Consider the following 19,972-nt stretch of genomic DNA (forward strand, 5'->3'; position numbering starts at 1 on the left):
GGAGTGAGCCGGGTTTGCGAGCCCCGCAGTCGCGAACAGAGGACGGCCCAGCGGTTTCCAGCGCGGAGCTGCACCGGCGGCGGGGTGCCGCCGTCGCCCGGGGCGTCGGCAGCGTGATCGACTCGTACGTGGACACCGCCAGCGGCGGCACCATCCTCGACGTCGAGGGGCGGGAGTGGATCGACTTCGCCGCCGGCATCGCGGTCACCAGCGTCGGCAATGCCGCACCCCGCGTCGTCGAGGCGGTACGGGCCCAGGTCGAACGGTTCACCCACACCTGCTTCATGGTTGCGCCGTACGAGTCGTACGTGGCGGTCTGCGAGCAGCTCAACGCGCTGACGCCGGGCACCTTCGAAAAGCGCTCGGCGCTGTTCAACTCGGGTGCCGAGGCGGTGGAGAACGCGGTGAAGATCGCCCGGCACGCCACCGGACGGCAGGCGGTGGTGGTCTTCGAGCACGCCTACCACGGTCGGACCAACCTGACCATGGCGTTGACCGCGAAGAACATGCCGTACAAGCACCGGTTCGGGCCGTTCGCCGGGGAGATCCACCGGGTGCCGATGTCGTACCCGTTGCGCGACGGCGGGCTGTCCGGGGCGCAGGCGGCGGCGCGGGCGCTGGACCTGGTGGACAAGCAGGTCGGGGCGGAGAACGTGGCCGCGCTGCTGATCGAGCCGATCCAGGGCGAGGGCGGTTTCGTCGTACCGGCGACGGGTTTCCTGCCGGCGCTGCGCGAGTGGGCGACGGCGGCCGGGGTGGTGTTCGTCGCCGACGAGATCCAGACCGGCTTCTGCCGTACCGGCGACTGGTTCGCCTGCGACCACGAGGGTGTGGTGCCGGATCTGGTCACCCTGGCCAAGGGCATCGCCGGTGGGTTGCCGCTGGCGGCGGTGACCGGCCGGGCGGAGCTGATGGACGCGGTGCACGTCGGCGGCCTCGGCGGCACCTACGGTGGCAACCCGATCGCCTGCGCGGCGGCCCTGGCCAGCATCGCCACGATGCGGGAGCTGGACCTGGCCGCCGCCGCCCGACGGATCGGGTCGGTGCTCGCCGACCGGCTGCGGGCAATCGCCGTCCGCGACCCCCGGATAGCCGAGGTACGCGGCCGGGGCGCGATGCTGGCCGTGGAGCTGGTCCGGCCGGGCGGCCTGGTACCCGACCCGGGTGCCGCCGGCGCCGTCTCGGCGGCCTGCCACGCCGCCGGCCTGCTCACCCTCACCTGCGGCACCTACGGCAACGTGTTGCGGTTCCTGCCGCCGCTGGTGATCTCCGACGACGAGTTGGCCCGTGGGCTGGACATCCTGGACGCTGCCTTCGGCTGACGTCCAGCCCTCTGACGTCCGGGACTCCGGCCGCCGCCGGGTGGCCGCCGGTGCGCTCAGCGCACCAACTCGACCACGTTGCGGCGGATCACGTTCTTGCCGGGCTCCCGCAGCATCTCCATCGCGGCGGCGTTGAGCAGCACGCAACTGCCCGACGGCCCGCTCACCGACACCGTCGCCACCTTCCCGTTGTCCAGGTTCGTCACCCGCAACCGTGTCCCCAGCGGGAACCGGTCACTCGTCGCGGCGGGCGCACCGGCCTCGGCGGAGAAGGTGACCGGGCCGCTACACGCGGTGGGCCCGGCCGCCACGCCGGTCGCCGGTGTCGTCGGCCGCTGGGAGGCCGGAGGCTGGGCGGCACCGGGCCGGGTCTCACCGGGATCCGGGGCAGCCGGTGCGTCGGCACCGACCCGCTCGACCACGTTGCGGCGGATCACGTTCTTGCCGGGCTCCCGGACCAGTTCCATCGCGGCGGCGTTGAGCAGCACGCAACTGCCCGACGGCCCGCTCACCGACACCGTCGCCACCTTCCCGTTGTCCAGGTTCGTCACCCGCAACCGTGTCCCCACCGGGAACCGGTCACTCGTCGCGGCGGGCGCACCGGCCTCCGCGGAGAAGGTGACCGGGCCGGAGCAGATGCTCGGCTTGGCGGACGTGGTGTCGGCGAACCCGAACCCGGTCCCCACCGCGACCACCGCCGTGGCGACCACCGCCACCCCCGCCGCCAGTACGTGCTTGCGCTGCACCTTCACCACGCCTCCCGTCGTCGCCGTTGCCTGTACCGCCTGATACGGCCCGGACCCGCCCCCCGTTCAACCCAACCCGTCGCCACCCCGCACTTCCGCTGTCGATCAAGGAGTCGTGGGGGCCTTACCGTCCCTTTGATGACGATTCCCGCCCACCCCAACTCCATGATCGACTAGTCAGGTTCAGGTCAGGCGCGGGCGACGGGTGGGGGGTGGCGGCGGATATGCGCGGGGATGAGGGGGCGCGGAGCCCGGGCGGGGTGGGGGGCGCGACCACAAGGGGGCGGGTGGGGGTCAGCGTTCTTCCATCGCCCAGGGGGAGCCGTAGGTGGTGAGGAGGTTGAGGAAGGGGCGGGGTGGCAGGGCCTCGGGGCCGAGTACCCCGACCCCGGACCAGCCGCCGGTGGCGAGCAGTTCCAGCGCCACCACCGGGTTGACCGCGGTCTGCCAGACCACCGCCTGGTGGCCGTACTCGCGCATGGACCACTCGTTGTCGACCACGTGGTAGAGGTAGACCTTCCGGGGCCGGCCGTCGACGCCGGTGCCGGTGACGTACGTGCCGGCGCAGGTCTTTCCGCGCATCCGGTCGCCGAGGGTGGCCGGGTCGGGCAGGCTGGCGGCGACGACGTCACGGGGGGAGACCCGCACACCGCGCACCGACACCGGGGTGGTCGAGTCGAGGCCGACCTTGTGCAGGGCCCTCAGCACCTCGATGAACTCGTTGCCGAGGCCGTACTTGAAGGTGACCCGGCGGGCATTGACCCAGCGCGGGATCAGCAGCACCTCCTCGTGTTCGACGTTGACGCACTCGACCGGGCCGATGCCGGCCGGGAAGTCGAAGACCTCCGGTTCGCTGAACGGTTCGGTGGTGAACCAGCCCCGGTCCCGCTCCCAGATCACCGGCGGGTTGAGGCATTCCTCGATGGTGGTCCAGATGGAGAACGACGGGGCGAAGTCGTAGCCGTCGACGGTGAGGTTCGCGCCGTCACGGATGCCGATCTCGTCGATGTCGGTGAACAGTTCGTCGGCGGCGTACCGGGCGAACACGTCGGACAGGCCCGGCTCGATGCCGATCCCGCACAGCGCCAGCCGACCGGCGTCCGCCCAGGTGGCGGCGGCGGCGAACTGCGCGTCACCGAGCTTCACCCCGGTTTCGGCGTACGGCCGGGCCGGGTGCGGGTGGGACAGCGACATCGCCATGTCCAGGTAGTCCGCCCCGGCGGCGAACGCCCCGTCGAAGATCGGCATGACGAAACGCGGGTCGACGGCGTTGAGCACGTGGGTGATCCGGTGCTCCCGGCAGAGCGCGGCGACCGCGTCCGCCGAGGAGGCGTCGAGCCGTACGGCGACGAACCGGTCGCCGTACCCGGCGACGGCCCGCTCGGCCCGGACCGGGTCGTAGTCGGCGACGACGACGGTGTCGAAGAAGGAACGGCGGGCGGCGATGGCGACGGCGGCGGAGCCGACCCCGCCGGCACCGACGAGCAGGATACGCATCAGGAATCGAACCCCAAACCAAGACGATCGAGCGTACGGAGCCAGTGCTGACGCCGGTCGTCGTGCGCGTGCGCGTCGGCGCGGGCCGGCGACCGGCGGGTGAGGTTGATGTCGGCGGCCGGACGGGGCAGGTCGGGGCGGTGGTACGCATACCGGCCGGGCGTCGCCTCGACGAGCGCCCGGCCGGTATGCGGGAGGATCATGACGGGCCGGTCGCCCGTCGGGCGGTCGTGTCGGCGACCGGGAGCGCGGCCCGACGGGCCCGTCGACCGCGCAGCATGCTCAGCCCGACGAGCAGAAGGGCGATGCCGAACATCGCCGTGCCGATCACGTTGACCTGCGGTGGGATGCCCCGCTGGGTGGCACCCCAGACGTACATGGGGAAGGTGACGGTGGTGCCGGCGTTGAAGTTCGTCACGATGAAATCGTCGAAGCTGAGCGAGAAGGCCAGCAGGGCGGCGGCGACGATGCCGGGCAGCACCAGGGGCAGGGTGATCCGCCGGAACGTCTGCCACTCGCTGGCGTAGAGGTCCATCGCGGCCTCCTCCAGCCGCCGGTCCATCCCGGCGAGCCGGGCCTTGACCGTCACCACCACGAACGACACGCAGAACATCACGTGCGCGATGACGACGGTCCAGAAGCCCTGCGGCACCCCGGCGGAGACGAACAGGGCGAGCAGCGAGGTGCCCAGCACCAGCTCCGGCGTCGCCATCGGCAGGAAGATCAGCAGGTTGATCCCGCCGCGCCCCCGGAACCGGTGCCGGACCAGGGCGAACGCCATCAACGTGCCGATCACCGTGGACCCGACGGTGGCGAGGAAACCGATCTGTACGCTGCGGACCACCGCGTCGCACATCTCGGGGGTGGCGCAGGGCTGCCGCCAGTTGTCCAGGGTGAACTCGTTGAAGTCGTACGACAGCCGGCTGGACGGGCGGTTGAGGGAGAGGCCGGCGACCACGGCGATCGGCAGGAACAGGTAGCCGAGCACCAGCAGGGCGACGATCATCACCCACCGGTCGGCCAACCACCGCGAAACCCTCATAGAACTTCCTCCGTGCCGGCCCTGCGCAGGTAGACGAAGACCACCGCGAGGATCGCCGCCATCAGCAGGAACGACAGGGCGGCGCCCTGCGGGTAGTCCAGCCGGACCAGGAACGCCGAGTCGATGACGTTGCCGATCATGTACTCGTTGGGGGTACCGAGGAGTTCGGCGTTGATGTAGTCGCCGGTGGCCGGGATGAAGAACAGCAGCGTGCCGGCGATCAGGCCGGGCATCGACAGCGGCAGGGTGACCGTGCGGAAGGCGTGCAGCGGGCCCGCGTACAGGTCGCCGGCCGCCTCCAGCAGCCGGTGGTCGAGCCGCTCCAGGCTCGCGTACAGCGGCAGCACCAGGAACGGCAGGAAGTTGTACGTCAGCCCGAGCACCACCGCGACCGGGGTGGCGAGCAGCCGCCCGTCCGGGCCGAGCAGGTGTACGTCGCGCAGCAGCCCGACCAGTGCCCCGTTGTCCGACAGGATGGTCTTCCAGGCCAGGGTACGCACCAGGAAACTGGTGAACATCGGGGCGACCACGCAGACCAGCAGCAGGTTCTTCCACCGGCCGGCCTTCTGCGCGATCGCGTACGCCAGCGGGTAGCCCAGCAGCAGGGCCAGCACCAGCGCCGCCCCGGCGTAGCCGAACGACCTGGCGAACTGCGGCGCGTACGCCTGCAACGCCTCCGGATAGTTGCCGAACGCCCAGGTCAGCACGTACCCGGTGGACAGCGATCCGGTCGGGTCGTAGAGGCTGGCGGCGGCGAGTTGCACCAGCGGTACGACGAAGAACAGCACCAGCCAGGCAGCCCCCGGCAACAGCAGCAGGTACGGCAGTAGCCGGTGCCGGCCCGGCCGGGCCGGTGGTGCCGCCCCCGATGCGGGCACCCCGCCGCCGAGCTGCGCCAGGGCGGTCACGACGGCACCTTGACCGGCTCGTCGAGCAGCGGGGTGGTGCGGTCGTCCTGGCCCGGCTCGCGGGGCAGCAGGAAGGCGTGCCGGGGGTCCCAGTGCGCGACCACGGACACGCCGACCGGGTGCTGCCGGCCGACGCCGCTGTTCGCCGCGAACGCGGACAGTTCACTGCCCCACCCGGTACGCACCAGGTACTGCGTGCTCACCCCCACGTACGACGCGTCGGTGATCACCCCCGGCACGTGCTGGTGGCCGGCCGGCACCTCGTCGGCGGCCTCGGCCAGGTGCAGCTTCTCGGGGCGTACCCCCAGGTAGGCCGGACCCCGGTCGACGCGGGCGCGGTCGACGGGCACCGAGAAGCGCGTGCCGTGCGCGGTGACCGGCACCTCGGAGCCGGCCGGGCCGGCGGCCTCGGCGGCGAGCAGGTTGGACTGGCCGAGGAAGTTCGCCACGAACGCGGTCGCCGGGTACTCGTAGAGTTCGGCGGGCGCGCCGAGCTGCTCGATCCGCCCGGCGTTCATCACCGCGACCGTGTCGGCCATCGTCATGGCCTCCTCCTGGTCGTGGGTGACGTGCACGAAGGTGATGCCGACCTCGGTCTGGATGCGTTTCAGCTCGATCTGCATCTGTCGGCGCAGCTTCAGGTCGAGCGCGCCGAGCGGCTCGTCGAGCAGCAGCACCTGTGGGTGGTTGATCAGGGCGCGGGCCAGCGCGACCCGCTGCTGCTGGCCGCCGGAGAGCTGGGCCGGGCGACGCCGTTCGTAGCCGTCGAGCTGGACCAGCGACAGCATCTGCCGGACCTGGCCGTCGACCTTGCGGATGCCGCGCCGCCGCAGCCCGAAGGCCACGTTCTCGGCGATGTCCAGGTGCGGGAAGAGCGCGTAGCTCTGGAAGACCGTGTTGACCGGCCGCTTGTACGGTCGCAGTCGGCTGATGTCCCGGTCGCCGAGGAGCACCTGCCCGCTGGTGGGTTCCTCCAGCCCGGCGATCATCCGCAGGGTGGTCGTCTTGCCGCAGCCGGACGCCCCGAGCAGCGCGAAGAAGGACCCCTGCGGGACGGTCAGGGTGAGCTCGTCGACGGCGGTGAAGATGCCGAACCGTTTGGTCAGGTCGACCAGCCGCAGGTCACCGGCGGGTGCCTCGTTCGCCATCCCGCTCACGCCCCGATGACCTGCTGGAACTTCGACTCGTATTCCTTCTCCTGTTTCTCGTCCAGGGCCATGAAGACCTTGGACTTCGCCAGCAGGGCGTCGTCCGGGAAGATCAGCGGGTTGGCGGCCAACTCCGGGTCGATCTTCTCCATCTCGGCCTGGGCGCCCTTGACCGGGCAGATGTAATTGACGTACGCGGCGAGCTTCGCCGCCACCGCCGGCTGGTAGTAGTAGTCGATCAGCGCTTCGGCGTTGCCCCGGTGGGTGGCCTTGTTGGGCACCAGCATGTTGTCGCTGAACAGCATCACCCCCGAGTCCGGCGCGACGAACTTGATCTTGGGGTTGTCGCCGGCCAACTGGATCACGTCGCCGGACCAGCCGACGCACGCGGCGATGTCGCCCTTGGCCAGGTCGGGGGCGTAGTCGTTGCCGGTGAACCGGCGGATGTGCTTCGACTCGACGGCCCTACGCAGCTTGGCGAGGGCGTCGTCGAACTGGGCGGCGGTGAAGTTCGACGGGTCGTGCCCGTTGGACTGGAGCAGCAGGCCCATGGTGTCCCGCATCTCCGACAGGGCGGTCACCTTGCCCTTGAGGTCGGAGCGGGTGAACAGCTCGTCGACGGTGCGGATCTCCCCGGTGACGCTGCCGTTGTAGGCCAACCCGGCGAGGCCGGACTGCCACGGGATCGCGGTCCGGTTCTCCTGGTCGAAGGAACGGCCACGCAATGACGGCAGCAGGTTGGCCGCCACGTTCGGCAGCTTGGCCGGGTCGAGTTTCTGGATCCAGCCGAGCCGGATCATCCGGGCGGCCATCCAGTCGGTCAGGACGATGATGTCCCGCCCGGTGCTCTGACAGCCGGCCAACTGGTTCTGCACCTTGCCGAAGAACTCGTTGTTGTCGTTGATGTCCTCGGTGTAGGTCACCTTGATGCCGCTGGCGGCGACGAACGCGTCGAGGCTGGGGCGCTTGGCGGCGTCCTTGTCGTCCACGTCCATGTACTGCGGCCAGTTGGAGAAGGCGAGGGTCTTCTCCGTCGCGGACAGGTCGTCGCTCGTACAGCCGGCTTCGGTCTGGGTGGCCGCCTTGGTGCCGCAGCCGGTGAGGATGCCGCCCGTGGCGAGCAGGGCGGCCGATCCGAGGGTGCCGGTGAGCAGTCCACGCCGGGTGAGGGGCCGGAGGGGAGTACGCATCTGACGACTCCTAGGGGGTCGTCCGTCGGCGGCGGGGACGGGGGTGCGGCGCCGGCGGGGGGTCGGGTGCCTGAGACGAATGATCCTGGCATGGGGTCACCGCCCCCACAAGGGATTCCGTTGCTGGAATAGGCTGCGACGACGAATTACGCCAGCCTGCGCAGGTGGCACTAAGCTCGACCCGGGGGAAACGGACATGGGGAGCGAACGATGACGATCCGGCAGCAGGAGCACGGCACCGGGGGGCGACGCGTCGCGGTGCGTGAGGGTGCCAGCCACGCACTGTTGGACGACGTGGCGAAGCAGATCATCGAACAGTTGCAGGAGGACGGCCGCCGGCCGTACGCGACGATCGGCAAGGCGGTCGGGCTCTCCGAGGCGGCCGTCCGCCAGCGGGTGCAGCGACTGCTCGACGCCGGGGTGATGCAGATCGTCGCGGTGACCGATCCGCTCCAGCTCGGCTTCCCCCGCCAGGCCATGATCGGTCTGCGTACCGACGGCGACCTGGAGGCCGTCGCCGACCGGCTGGCCGGGTTCGACGAGATCGACTACGTGGTGATCACCGCCGGCTCGTTCGACCTGCTCGCCGAGGTGGTCTGCCGCAACGACGCCCACCTGCTGGAGATCCTGCAACGGCTGCGCTCGGTGTCCGGGGTGCTCGCCACGGAGGCGTTCGTCTACCTCAAGCTGCGCAAACAGACCTACACCTGGGGTACGGCCTGAGCCGCGTTGATCCACTCCCGTGAGCCGACGTAGCGGCATCCCCGCCCGGGGACACCGCTATCCGGCCGACATTGAGTCGATCACCCCGCCGTCCCGACGAGTGCGTCCGGGGCGGGGCCGCCCGGAGTGGGAGCAGATGCGGGGCCGCCCGGGGTGGGGGCAGGCGCGGAGCCGCGCGGGGCGTTCAGCGGGCGGTCGCGGCGACGAAGGCGCGCCAGGCGTCAGGGGCGAAGCTCAGCGTGCCGCCGGCCCGGTCCTTGCTGTCCCGCACCAGCACCTGCCCCGGCAGATTGTCCGCCACCTCGACACAGTCGCCGCCGTTGCTGCTGCTGCGAGTTGCGGTTCGCCAGCGAGCCTCGGTCAGGTCCATCTCTTCACCGCTTCCCGAATCAGGCCGGTCGACTGGCGGGCGGACAACGCCTCGCCAGCCACGCTCTCCCACCTCCTGCCCAGGCTAGCAACGTCGATGCTCTCGGTCACCACCTCGCCACGGAGCTGATTGTCCAGATAGGCCACCTCGGCTCCGTCCGGCAACCGGGCCAGCATGAACGCACCCGCCAGACCGGTGTGCCAGGGTCCGTCGGCCGGAATCACCCGGACCTGCACATGCTCCCGCTCGGTGGCGGTCGCCAGCTGGCTCACCTGGCGGGCCATCGTCACGCGATCGCCGACCAGCCGGCAGAGCACGCCTTCGTCGATGACTACGACCAGTTGGGGTGGAGGCTCACGGTCCAAGACGGCCTGCCGCGCCAGCCGACTGGCGACGAGCTGTTCAACCTCGTCGGAGGCGTGCCCTCCGGCACGGAGCACTGCTCGGGCGTACTCCTCGGTCTGCATCAGACCAGGCAGCACCAGCGGCTGGTAGGAGCGGATCGAGGTGGCGTCCTGTTCCAGTTCCGCCCACGGGCGGAACCAGGGCAGGTCGCGGCGACGGTAGGGCTCGGGCCAGAGTTCGGCGGGTTCCCGACCGAGAATCCCGGCCACCGCGACCCGTGTTCGGGGGTGCGGCACCCGCCCGGCGCTGAGCCACCGGCCGGCCGTCTTCGGATCGACCCCGACCCGGTGCGCGAGGGATTCGGCCGTCTCCCCGCGTTCCGCCATCGCCACGCGAAGCACCTCGTTCACCGGCAACTCCTCCCGCCCGATCGACACGCTCCGGCGCACCCTAGCGACAGTGCGTGTCGATGTCCGCCCGGCATCGGCGTGTTGGCCCGGGACCTCTCCGAAAGCCCCCGAGGTGCACCGGAAGTGCATCGGAAGTGCCCCACCCCGGTCCACCCATCCCACCTCAACCACTCCGGGATGCCGGAGTAGCGCTGCCCCACGCCCGGACGCCACCGTCCACCCCGCAGGCTCGCTTCATCCACCCCCGCGGGCCGGAATAGCGGCATCCCGCACCCCGGACGCCCCATGCGCGGCCCCCAGGATCGCTTGATCCACTCTTGTGGGCCGAGGTTGCGGTGTCCCGTGACCCGGATACCGCAACTTGGCCGATGTTGAGTCGATCATGAAGCCGGCGGAGGTCGAGTCGGGCGCACCGTCGCAGAGGGTGTGCGGATTCCGTTGCCAACTACCCAGAGCCGCGCTGAATCCGTCGCCTTGAAGGCGAATTGGTCTTGCATTTCGCGGTTCGACTGTGGGATAACCGAGAGCAGAGCGGCCGGTTTCCCCTCCTGACCGGCCCGAGACCCGATGGGGCTGACAATGGCTGCCGACGCCACCGACCACCTCTGGATGCACTTCACCCGGATGGCCAGCTACTCCGCCGGGGAGGTGCCGACCATCGTGCGCGGCGAGGGCGCGTACGTCTGGGACGCGCAGGGCCGCCGCTACCTGGACGGGCTCGCCGGGCTGTTCGTCGTCAACGCCGGCCACGGGCGCACCGAGCTGGCCGAGGCCGCCGCGAAGCAGGCCGGCGAGCTGGCGTACTTCCCGCTGTGGTCGTACGCCCATCCGAAGGCCGTGGAACTGGCCGAGAAGATCGCCTCGCTGACCCCCGGCGACCTCAACCGGGTCTTCTTCACCACCGGCGGCTCGGAGGCCGTCGAGGCGGCGTGGAAGCTGGCCCGCGCCTACTTCAAGCGCGTCGGCAAGCCCACCAAGCACAAGGTGGTCAGCCGCTTTCTCGCCTACCACGGCACCTCGATGGGCGCGCTGTCGATCACCGGCCTGCCCGGCATCAAGACCGACTTCGAGCCGTTGGTGCCCGGCGGGATCAAGGTGCCGAACACCAACTTCTACCGGGCCCCCGAGCACGGCGACTCGCCCGAGGCGTTCGGCGCCTGGGCCGCCGACGAGATCCGCCGGGCCATCGAACGGGAGGGGCCGGACACCGTGGCGGCGGTGTTCCTGGAGCCGCTGCAGAACTCCGGCGGCTGCTTCCCGCCGCCGCCCGGCTACTTCCAGCGGGTCCGCGAGATCTGCGACGCGTACGACGTGCTGCTCGTCAGCGACGAGGTCATCTGCGCCTGGGGCCGGCTCGGCGAGTACTTCGGTGCCGCCCGGTACGGCTACCAGCCCGACATCGTCACCACCGCCAAGGGCATCACCTCCGGCTACGCCCCGCTGGGCGCGATGATCGCCAGCGACCGGCTGATGGAGCCGTTCCTCACCGAGACCGGCATGTTCGCCCACGGGGTGACCTTCGGCGGTCACCCGGTCTCCTGCGCGGTGGCCCTGGCCAACCTGGAGGTGTTCGCCCGGGAGGACCTGGTCGGCCACGTCCGGGCCAACGAGGGTGCCTTCCGGGCCACCCTGGAGAAGCTCACCGACCTGCCGATCGTCGGCGACGTCCGGGGCGACGGCTACTTCTACGGCATCGAACTGGTCAAGGACAAGGCGACGAAGGCGACCTTCGACGAGGCGGAGTCGGAGCGGCTGCTGCGCGGCTTCCTGTCCTCGGCACTGTTCGCGGCCGGGCTCTACTGCCGGGCCGACGACCGGGGTGACCCGGTGGTCCAGCTCGCCCCGCCGCTGATCGCCGGGCAGGAGCAGTTCGACGAGATGGAGCAGATCCTGCGCGCCGTCCTCACCGAGGCGTGGTCCCGCCTGTAGGGCACCGGCCCTCTCCCCCGGAGCCGCACATGCGCTACCAGGAACTGTCCCACTGGCTGTCCACGGTGGACGATCCGTTGACCCCGCGGCCGGCGTTGCCCGGCGACACCGACGCCGACGTGGTGGTCGTCGGCGCCGGCTACACGGGGCTGTGGACGGCGTACTACCTCGCCCGCGCCGACCCGACGCTGCGGATCGTCGTGCTGGAGGCCGAGATCGCCGGGTACGGCGCGTCCGGGCGCAACGGCGGCTGGTGCTCGGCGCTGTTCCCGACCGCGCTGCCGGCGCTGGCCCGGCGGCACGGCCCGGCGGCGGCGCTGGCGATGCACCGGGCCATGCGGGACACCGTCGCCGAGGTCGGTCGGGTGGTCACCGCCGAGGGGATCGACTGCGACTGGCGGCACGGCGGGACGGTGGTGGTGGCCCGGACCGACGTGCAGCTCGGCCGGGCCCGGGCCGCCGTCGGCGAGGCCCGGGAGCACGGGCTCGACGCCGACGACCTGGTGCTGCTCGACGCCGCCGGGGCCGCCGCGCGGTGCGCCGCCGAGGGGGTACGCGGCGGCACGTACACCCCGCACTGCGCCGCCGTGCACCCGGCGAAACTGGTCCGGCGCCTGGCCCGCGCGGTGTGCCGGCTCGGGGTGCGGCTGCACGAGCGTTCCCCGGTCACCGCGATCCGACCCGGCGCGGTGCTCACCGCGCACGGCACGGTACGGGCGGAGGTGGTGGTGCGGGCCACCGAGGCGTACACCCCGGCGCTGCCCGGCCACCGCCGCACCGTCGCCCCGGTGTACTCGCTGATGGTGGTGACCGCGCCGCTGCCCGGGCACACGTGGGAGCGGATCGGGCTGGCCGACCGGGAGACCTTCTCCGACTACCGGCACCTCATCGTGTACGGCCAGCGCACGGCCGACGGGAGGCTCGCCTTCGGCGGGCGGGGCGCCCCGTACCATTTCGGCTCCCGGGTCTCGCCCCGCTACGACCGGGAGCCCCGGGTCTTCGCCGCGCTGCGTCGTACGCTGGGGGAACTCTTCCCGGTGCTCGGCCCGGACGTGCCGGTCGAGCATGCCTGGGGCGGTCCGCTCGGGGTGGCCCGGGACTGGTCCGCCTCGGTCGGGCTGGACCGGTCGACCGGGCTGGCCTGGGCCGGCGGCTACGTCGGCGACGGGGTGGGAACGAGCAACCTGGCCGGCCGTACCCTCGCCGACCTGGTCCGGGGCGTGGAGTCGGAGCTGACGGCGTTGCCGTGGGTGGGCCACCGCTCGCCCCGCTGGGAGCCGGAACCGCTGCGCTGGCTGGCGATCAACGCCGGCCTCCGGGTGATGTCCTCCGCCGACGAGGTGGAACGCCGCACCGGCCGACCGGCCCGCCGCGCCACCGCCCTCTCCCCCCTCCTGGGCCACTGACCCCACCCGCTCGCCCGCGCCGACGCCCGGTGCCCACTAACCCGCCGCCGGCGCCCGGTGATCAAGAGGTTTGCGTCATTGTCGATCTTCAGACTGACGCAAACCTCTTGATCACCGGGGAGATCCGGGCGGGGAGGGGGCGGGAGGGGAGGGAGCCGGCGGGTCAGTGGTTGGGGGGGATCACCCGGAGGTGGCCTCGGCGGCCGGTGGGCGGGGTCTGGGGGTTGGGGTGGTGGGGGTCGTGGTCGTCCTGGGGTGGGCGGGGGGCGACCGGGCGGGCCGCCTCGCGGACGGCTTCGGCCAGGGCGACCAGGTCGTCGGTGGTGGGCGGCGGCGGTTCGAACTCGCCCTCGTGCCGGACGACCTCCCAGCCCCGCGGGGCGGTCAGGCTCCGCGCATGCTGCTCACACAGGTCGTACGTGTGCGGCTCGGCGAATGCCGCCAGCGGGCCCACCACCGCCGTCGACTCGTTGTAGACATAGGTCAATGTGGCGACCGCTTGCCGGGGGCAGCCGTTACGGGAGCAGCGCCGTGGTGACCTCACGTGCGGCAGGGTATCCCCATTACCGGGTCCGGCGCACCGGTTCGCTTTGCGACACGCCCGTCACCGTGATCACAATTCGCACCTGGTGCTCCCGCCGCGCCCGTCGACGCGCGCCGCCACGGGCCGGGGCGGGTCGAGGGCTACCCTTTGGCTCATGACGAGCCCGGAACACCGCCGCCCCGGCTCCGGCCGGCGCAACCACCGCGACCGCCACGGCCGTGGCCTGCGCGGGCGGCTGGTGCCGGCGACCGTGCCGCTGGCCCGGACCAAGGCCGAGATCTTCGACGACCTGGTGCTGGACACGGTGGAGACGCTGGAGCGCCGGTTCGCCACCGAACTGGCCGGCGTCGAGTTCGCCGTCGAGGACGTCCCCCCGGACCTCAACGTCTACGACTCCGACGTGCTGGAGGACGGCGAGGTGCCGCTGGCCCGGCTGCTGCCCGGCCGGCCCGGCCGGCAGGAGGTGCCACCCCGGATCGTGCTCTACCGCCGGCCGCTGGAGTTCCGCGCGATGGACCGCGAGGACCTGGCCGACCTGGTCCATGACGTGATCATCGAGCAGGTGGCGAACCTGCTCGGGGTCGACCCGGACGAACTGGCCTGACCTGCGGCCTCCCGTGCCCCCGACCCCGCTCCGCCGGCCCGACGTCGGTCACCCCCGCGACCCCCGTCGGGCGTGAGCCGGGCGGCCCCCACCGCCCCGGCTCGACCCGTCGACTCAGGCGGCCCGCCGCTTGAGCTTGCGCCGCTCCCGCTCGGAGAGCCCACCCCAGATCCCGAACCGCTCGTCGTGCCCGAGCGCGTATTCCAGGCATTCCGTCTTGACCTCGCACCGCGAACAGATCCGCTTCGCCTCGCGGGTCGAGCCGCCCTTCTCGGGGAAGAACGCTTCCGGGTCGGTCTGCGAGCACAGTGCCCGCTCCTGCCACTCCGGCGCGTTTCCGAGCAGGTCGGCCACCTCAAGCTGGCCGTCCATCAGATGCCTCCTTGTCGCGCACCGACGTCACCGCCGCTGCAACCCCCCACGCGAAAGGCGTGCTTGTCCGTCCGGTCCCTATTTGTTGCGTTCCGCGCGAACAACCCCATCGAAATTACACGCGTGTAATGCGTGCGCCGTCAAGCCGAACTTGATAATGGAGTCGCCCTCCCGACACGCCGCCGGACGGTCGCCGGACCACCCGGCCCTCGCAACCTGCCCTATCGATTCAGACCCCGGACGAGTAACGCCCTCTCCGGCGAGTTGCCCCAGATTTCTGCTGTGGCGTCGCCGCCCCGGACGACACCCGGGAACGCCGTCGGACGCCCTGTCCGACCGTCTCGCCAAGATCATGAGCATGGTGGGGGACAGGTTAACGCGGTTGGCCCCGGACCGCCCGTCGAGCCCGAAATGCCGACAGCGCCCCGTCCACAATGTGGACGGGGCGCTCGGATCGGTACGCCTGTCGTGGCGCTCAGGTCGACCGGGGTGGGCTGCTCGGCCAGACGAATTCGGCGATCGCCCCACCGTTGACGGAGATCGTTCCGGCGGGTGTCTCCTCGTCCCACCAGACGGTATAGAGACCCGCCGTCAGATCCGGGTAGACGGCACTGTGGAACACCCCGTCCCGGACGATCCGCTCCCGGACGGCGGAGTGTGTCCGCACCGCGCCGTCCTGGTCGACCCGGCTGATCTCGATCTCCCGACCGTGCAGGTCGCGTCCGGTGTAGATGATCAGGGCACCCATCTCCCCGCCGACGTCGAGCATCACCGTGCCACTCTCCGTCGGCCCGTACTGATGATGATGGTGGTGGTGGTGGTGGTGTCCGGTCACGCCGCGCTCCGTCCGGTCAGGAGTCCGCCGCGGGCGGGTTGTTGAACCCGTCGTACGGCGTACCGAGGAAGGGGAAGTCCCGCAGGAACGGCGCGGTCACGTCGGCGGCGCTCAACCCGGGGGTCACCGCGCCGGCCGCCGCGTCCGGCTTGAACTTCTTGTCCACCAGCGGCACGGTCACCCCGGCCACCGCCCGCAGCGCGATACTCACCACGTCGTCGACGACCCGACGGCCGTTGGGGAAACCGGCCAGGTCCCCACCGAGCAGACCGAACTGGTTCGGCTTGCTGTTCGGCCTGATCGCCGTGTTCAACCGCAGCATGTCGGCCTGCACGTCCCCGGTGAGGTTGGTGAAGCCGTCGATCAGCCCGGACGGGATGCCGGTCAGCAGGATGGCGAGCAGGTCGGCCCGGGGCTTCTTGGACTTGTTCAACGCGTCCAGGTTGGGGAACACCCCCGGGTAGAGCACCGGCAGCAGCGCCGCCAGCTCCGGCTGCTCGACGAACCGGGCGAACCGCTTGTCCTCGGTCGGGGGCAGCGTGTTCCACAGGTCCTTCTTGGACATCGGCACGATGACCTCGTTGAACAGCGGGTTGCCCAGCCGGGACACCTGGGTCCACGGGCCGACCGCCGCGTCCGCCGCGACCTTGTCGCCGAGCACCCTCACCTGCTGTCGGGAGGCGGTCGTCCACACCCCGATGGTCGACGCCCGGTCGTCCACGCCGTACCGGTTGGCCCGGCGGCGCACCTTGCTCAGCGGCACCTGCACCGCGATGCTGTGCACGTTCATCCGGTCCACCGCGTTGACCGGCTCACCCTCGGCCTTGAACAGTTTCTTGCCGGCCACGTGCAACTGCTGGAACGGCCGCAGCGTGCCCAGGTCGAAGATCGCGCCAAGGTCGACGAAGAAGCCGTCCGCGCGCTGCCCGGCGAACACCTTCTCCCCCGTCGACAGCTTGAACGTCGCCTGCCGGACCAGGTCGTTGTACTTCGGGATGGACAGCGGCCCGACGTTGCACGGCGGGCAGGGCAGCTTGTGCGCGAGCACGTGCTCCTTGCCGTCGGTGACCCGGGTCAGCTTGTAGAACTGCCGCCGGTTCCAGTTCTTGCTGTCCAGCGAGTCGATCGGGCCGGTGTTGTAGAGAAAACTGTTCTGATTCGTGATCTCGGTACGGAATTCGAACCGGTAGGTCACGTCGGGATGGCCGTCACCGTCGTTGTCGATATGGATCTCGTACCGCACGTCGTCGCCGAACTCGAAGAAGTTCGGGCCGCCCGAGGGGAGCTGCAACGGCACGTAGTTGGCGATCAACGTCACCGAGTCGGGCCGGTCGGGGCTGACGAAGGCGTACAGGTCGGAACTGTCGGCGACCGGGTCCTTGCTTATTTCCGGTGCTTCGCGGTGGGACGACATGGCGGACCAACCTTTGCGGGATCATGAGGAATCGGGGCATGACGGACCGGGCGCGGGACCTGCGCCTGGCGGTGAAGGGGAAGAAACGCGGGCGGTCGACGCCGCGCGGCGGAAGCGGACGGGTCAGGCCGCCCGCTGACAGCGGTCGGGGCGACCCGCCCGGACGACGGACAGGTCAGCCCGGCCCGACGGACAGGTCAGCCACGCCCGGCGGCACGGCGAAGCCGGTCGGCCAGCCCCCGGTCGCGTACCTCGATCCGGGACGAACCGACGAAGACGTCCATCGTCCCGGACCTGGCGTCGCGCAGGTGGACCACGATCGGGCCGTCCGCGCCGGCCGCCGCCGGGGAGTTCTGCGCCACCGACACACCGGTGACCGTCAGGGCCGCCGCACCCAGCGTGGCGCTCGCCGCAGCGGTCAGTGTCTGCCGGCGGGTCAGTCGCGGCCAGGAACGCTTCCGCACTTCGCTCGTCATGGGGAACCTTTCCTCCGGCGGCGCGTGAGCGCGCGCGGTGTGGAGCGCGAGGTTGCCGGCGGCGGCCCTCGCCTCAACCGCCGCCGACGAACACTGGTACGGCCCGCGCGCGCGAAAGGTTCGATGTCATCGCGACGGATGACCGTACGCCGTCGTCCGTCTGCGCGCCGGCCGTCCGGCGGCGGCGGCGATCGCCCGCAACTGCTCCTCGGTACGCGCCGAGCCGTTACCCGAACCCGCCATCCGGGAGATGGTCTCCTCCATCAGGGTGCCGCCCAGGTCGTTGCAGCCGCCCTGCAACATCGCCACGGTGCCCTCGTCGCCGAGCTTCACCCACGAGCACTGGATGTTGTCGATCCGGCCGTGCAACAGCAGCCGGGACATCGCGTGCACCACCCGGTTCTCCCGCCAGGTCGGGCCGGGTCGGGCGATGCCGGCAAGGTAGATCGGGGCGTTGGTGTGCACGAACGGCAGCGCCACGAACTCCGTGAACCCGCCGGTACGGTCCTGCACGCCGGCCAGCACCCGGAAGTGCGCCAGCCACTGCCCGGGGTGGTCGACGTGGCCGTACATCATCGTGGAGCTGGAGCGGATGCCCAGCTCGTGCGCGGTGGAGACCACCTCGACCCAGGCGGCGGCCGGCAGTTTGCCCTTGGTGAGCACCCAGCGCACGTCGTCGTCGAGGATCTCGGCGGCGGTGCCCGGGATGGTGTCCAGGCCGGCCTCGCGCAGCATCGACAGCCACTCCCGCACCGGCACGCCCGCCTTGGCGGCGGCGGTGGCGATCTCCATCGGGGAGAAGGCGTGCACGTGCATGCCGGGCACCCGGGCCTTGATCGCCCGGACGATGTCGGCGTACCCGGTCACCGGCAGCTTCGGGTCGATGCCGCCCTGGAGGCAGACCTCCCCGGCACCCGCCGCCCACGCCTCCTCGGCCCGGTCGGCCACCTGCTCCACCGACAGCCGGAACGCGTCGGCGTCCCGCTCCCGCTGGGCGAACGCGCAGAACCGGCAGCCCACGTAGCAGACGTTGCTGAAGTTGATGTTGCGGTTGACCACGTAGGTGACGTCGTCGCCGACGGTGTCCCGGCGCACGTCGTCGGCGAGCCGGCACAGCTCGTCCAGGGCCGGGCCGTCCGCGCCGAACAGCGCCAGCGCCGCGTCGGCGTGCCGGGGCTCCAGCAGCGCCGCCGGGTCGTCGGCCGCCAGCCGCAGCCCCGCCCGCAGGTCGCCGTCGCCGACCGGCACCGGTCCGCCCGACGCGGCGGGGCTCACCTTGCCGGCGACCTGCGCCCAGTCGCCGTAGACGCTGTCGAAGTCGCCCCGCCGGTCGTCGGTGCGGCCGGTGGTGTCGATGGTGGTGTGCAGGTCCACCCGGCCGCCACCGAAGACCTCCTCCGGCTCCTGCCACGGGCGGCCCACCGGCCGCGCCGCCTCGACGGCCAGCCCGGTCGCCGGGTCGGCGAGCGCGCCGACGTGCGGCGACAGCCGGGGGTCGAGCCACGGGTCACCCGCCCGCACGTACTCCGGGTAGATGGTCAGCCGCTCGCGCAGGGTGAAGCCGGACTTCTCGGTCTGCCGGGCCAGCTCGTCGAGCTGCGGCCAGGGCCGCTCCGGGTTGACGTGGTCCGGGGTGAGCGGGGAGACCCCACCCCAGTCGTCGATGCCGGCCCGTAGCAGCAGGTCGTACTCGTCCTCGATCAGGTTGGGCGGGGCCTGGAGCCGGGCCCTCGGACCGAGCAGCAGCCGGGCCACCGCCACGGTGGCCGCCAGGTCGTGCAGCTCGGCGTCGGGCAGGCCGCCCATCGCCGTGTCCGGCTTGGCCCGGAAGTTCTGCACGATCACCTCCTGGAGGTGGCCGTACTCCCGGTGCGCGCGGCGGATCGCGAACAGCGCGTCGACCCGCTCGGCGGGGGTCTCGCCGATGCCGATCAGGATGCCGGTGGTGAACGGCACCCCCACCCGGCCCGCATCGTCGAGCACCCGTAGCCGGACCGCCGGCTCCTTGTCGGGCGAGCCGAAGTGCGGGCCGCCCGGCTCCGACCAGAGCCGGGTGGCGGTGGTCTCCAGCATCATCCCCATGCTCGGCGCGACCGGCTTGAGCCGTTGCAGCTCCGACCAGGAGAGCACCCCCGGGTTGAGGTGCGGCAGCAGGCCGGTCTCCTCCAGCACCGCCACCGCGCAGGCCCGCAGGTAGTCCACGGTGGAGTCGTAGCCCCGCTCGTCCAGCCAGGCGCGGGCCGCCGGCCAGCGCTCCTCCGGCCGGTCACCGAGGGTGAACAGGGCCTCCTTGCAGCCCAGCGCCGCGCCCTGCCGGGCGATCGCCAGCACCTCGTCGGTCTCCAGGAAGGCCGCCGGCAGCCGGTGCGGCACCGTGGCGAAGGTGCAGTAGTGGCACCGGTCCCGGCACAGCCGGGTCAACGGAATGAAGACCTTCTTCGAGTACGTCACCACGCCGGGCCGACCGGCGTCGCGCAGCCCGGCGTCCCGGACCTCCCCGGCGATCCGGAGCAGTTCGTCCAGTTCGGGGCCCCGGGCGGTCAGCAGCGCGGTGGCCTCGTCGACGTCGAGTGCCCGCCCGGTGGCGGCCCGGCGCAGCGCCCGGCGTACCGCCGCCGGGGTCGGGCCGGAATCGGTGCGGTCAACCATCCGCCCAGCCTAGGCGCTTCCGGCGGCGATCCGGCAGGCACG

At 71.5% G+C, this 19,972-nt stretch carries 20 protein-coding genes; 5 read left to right on the forward strand and 15 right to left on the reverse strand.

The features are described 5' to 3' along the window. Window positions 1–14: 14 nt before the first annotated feature. On the forward strand, window positions 15–1,322 hold the full coding sequence (gene gabT, locus ACN260_RS24635) for a 4-aminobutyrate--2-oxoglutarate transaminase (protein WP_422753262.1): 1,308 nt from the start codon (window positions 15–17) through the stop codon (window positions 1,320–1,322). Window positions 1,323–1,378: 56 nt separating this feature from the next. Here gabT and ACN260_RS24640 read toward each other — a convergent pair whose 3' ends face one another. The 7 genes from ACN260_RS24640 to ACN260_RS24670 all read right to left on the reverse strand — a co-directional run bounded on the left by ACN260_RS24640 (window position 1,379) and on the right by ACN260_RS24670 (window position 7,853). Beyond that, entirely contained in the window at window positions 1,379–2,074 is a 696-nt protein-coding gene (locus ACN260_RS24640) for a hypothetical protein (RefSeq protein WP_422753263.1), read from the reverse strand. A gap of 288 nt (window positions 2,075–2,362) precedes the next feature. After that, window positions 2,363–3,565 carry a saccharopine dehydrogenase C-terminal domain-containing protein gene (locus ACN260_RS24645; protein ID WP_422753264.1) on the reverse strand — a complete coding sequence of 401 codons (1,203 nt, stop codon included), beginning with the start codon at window positions 3,563–3,565 and terminating at the stop codon, window positions 2,363–2,365. Then, window positions 3,565–3,768 carry a hypothetical protein gene (locus ACN260_RS24650; protein ID WP_422753265.1) on the reverse strand — a complete coding sequence of 68 codons (204 nt, stop codon included), beginning with the start codon at window positions 3,766–3,768 and terminating at the stop codon, window positions 3,565–3,567. The genes ACN260_RS24645 and ACN260_RS24650 overlap by 1 nt, the downstream gene beginning before the upstream one ends. Further along, a complete protein-coding gene (locus tag ACN260_RS24655) occupies window positions 3,765–4,607 on the reverse strand; it encodes an ABC transporter permease (RefSeq protein ID WP_422753266.1) in 843 nt (280 codons plus the stop codon). The genes ACN260_RS24650 and ACN260_RS24655 overlap by 4 nt, the downstream gene beginning before the upstream one ends. Then, window positions 4,604–5,506, reverse strand: a complete 903-nt coding sequence (locus ACN260_RS24660) for an ABC transporter permease (protein WP_422756816.1) — start codon at window positions 5,504–5,506, stop codon at window positions 4,604–4,606. The genes ACN260_RS24655 and ACN260_RS24660 overlap by 4 nt, the downstream gene beginning before the upstream one ends. A gap of 5 nt (window positions 5,507–5,511) precedes the next feature. Then, on the reverse strand, window positions 5,512–6,663 hold the full coding sequence (locus ACN260_RS24665) for an ABC transporter ATP-binding protein (protein WP_422756817.1): 1,152 nt from the start codon (window positions 6,661–6,663) through the stop codon (window positions 5,512–5,514). A gap of 5 nt (window positions 6,664–6,668) precedes the next feature. Next, a complete protein-coding gene (locus ACN260_RS24670) occupies window positions 6,669–7,853 on the reverse strand; it encodes a polyamine ABC transporter substrate-binding protein (protein ID WP_422753267.1) in 1,185 nt (394 codons plus the stop codon). A gap of 210 nt (window positions 7,854–8,063) precedes the next feature. On the opposite strand from ACN260_RS24670, the gene ACN260_RS24675 reads away from it, so the two are divergent. After that, a complete protein-coding gene (locus tag ACN260_RS24675; protein ID WP_422753268.1) occupies window positions 8,064–8,576 on the forward strand; it encodes an Lrp/AsnC family transcriptional regulator in 513 nt (170 codons plus the stop codon). A gap of 184 nt (window positions 8,577–8,760) precedes the next feature. Here the strand turns inward: ACN260_RS24675 and ACN260_RS24680 are convergent, their stop codons facing one another. Together ACN260_RS24680 and ACN260_RS24685 are read right to left on the reverse strand one after the other, a co-directional pair. Further along, complete coding sequence (locus ACN260_RS24680) at window positions 8,761–8,946, reverse strand: DUF397 domain-containing protein (RefSeq protein ID WP_422753269.1); 186 nt, start codon at window positions 8,944–8,946, stop codon at window positions 8,761–8,763. After that, on the reverse strand, window positions 8,937–9,701 hold the full coding sequence (locus tag ACN260_RS24685; protein WP_422753270.1) for a Scr1 family TA system antitoxin-like transcriptional regulator: 765 nt from the start codon (window positions 9,699–9,701) through the stop codon (window positions 8,937–8,939). Before ACN260_RS24685 ends, ACN260_RS24680 begins: the two co-directional genes overlap by 10 nt. Window positions 9,702–10,280: 579 nt before the next feature. Here ACN260_RS24685 and ACN260_RS24690 point away from each other — a divergent pair. Further along, window positions 10,281–11,630, forward strand: coding sequence for an aspartate aminotransferase family protein (locus ACN260_RS24690; protein ID WP_422753271.1), 1,350 nt, complete (start codon window positions 10,281–10,283; stop codon window positions 11,628–11,630). 29 nt (window positions 11,631–11,659) lie between these two features. Beyond that, window positions 11,660–13,036, forward strand: a complete 1,377-nt coding sequence (locus tag ACN260_RS24695; protein ID WP_422753272.1) for an NAD(P)/FAD-dependent oxidoreductase — start codon at window positions 11,660–11,662, stop codon at window positions 13,034–13,036. 163 nt (window positions 13,037–13,199) lie between these two features. On the opposite strand, the gene ACN260_RS24700 is transcribed toward ACN260_RS24695, so the two are convergent. Further along, window positions 13,200–13,580, reverse strand: coding sequence for a DUF3499 domain-containing protein (locus ACN260_RS24700; protein WP_422753273.1), 381 nt, complete (start codon window positions 13,578–13,580; stop codon window positions 13,200–13,202). Between the two features lie 154 nt (window positions 13,581–13,734). Between ACN260_RS24700 and ACN260_RS24705 the strand changes: the two genes are divergently transcribed. After that, a complete protein-coding gene (locus ACN260_RS24705; protein WP_088642935.1) occupies window positions 13,735–14,184 on the forward strand; it encodes a metallopeptidase family protein in 450 nt (149 codons plus the stop codon). A 114-nt stretch (window positions 14,185–14,298) separates the two neighbouring features. Here the strand turns inward: ACN260_RS24705 and ACN260_RS24710 are convergent, their stop codons facing one another. The 5 genes from ACN260_RS24710 to ACN260_RS24730 all read right to left on the reverse strand — a co-directional run bounded on the left by ACN260_RS24710 (window position 14,299) and on the right by ACN260_RS24730 (window position 19,930). Then, a complete protein-coding gene (locus tag ACN260_RS24710; protein ID WP_007455784.1) occupies window positions 14,299–14,556 on the reverse strand; it encodes a WhiB family transcriptional regulator in 258 nt (85 codons plus the stop codon). A gap of 475 nt (window positions 14,557–15,031) precedes the next feature. Next, the gene (locus ACN260_RS24715; protein WP_088642993.1) at window positions 15,032–15,325 is read right to left on the reverse strand and encodes a phospholipase; all 294 of its coding nucleotides are present in this window, start codon (window positions 15,323–15,325) and stop codon (window positions 15,032–15,034) included. Between the two features lie 82 nt (window positions 15,326–15,407). Next, complete coding sequence (locus ACN260_RS24720) at window positions 15,408–16,805, reverse strand: DUF4331 domain-containing protein (protein WP_422753274.1); 1,398 nt, start codon at window positions 16,803–16,805, stop codon at window positions 15,408–15,410. A 197-nt stretch (window positions 16,806–17,002) separates the two neighbouring features. Then, window positions 17,003–17,281 (reverse strand): hypothetical protein, encoded by a 279-nt coding sequence (locus tag ACN260_RS24725; protein ID WP_088642933.1) that lies wholly within the window; start codon window positions 17,279–17,281, stop codon window positions 17,003–17,005. Between the two features lie 126 nt (window positions 17,282–17,407). Beyond that, a complete protein-coding gene (locus ACN260_RS24730) occupies window positions 17,408–19,930 on the reverse strand; it encodes a bifunctional FO biosynthesis protein CofGH (protein WP_422753275.1) in 2,523 nt (840 codons plus the stop codon). Window positions 19,931–19,972 lie beyond the last annotated feature (42 nt).

The sequence above is a fragment of the Micromonospora sp. WMMD708 genome (assembly GCF_049315245.1).
GTDB classification, from domain to species: domain Bacteria; phylum Actinomycetota; class Actinomycetes; order Mycobacteriales; family Micromonosporaceae; genus Micromonospora; species Micromonospora wenchangensis.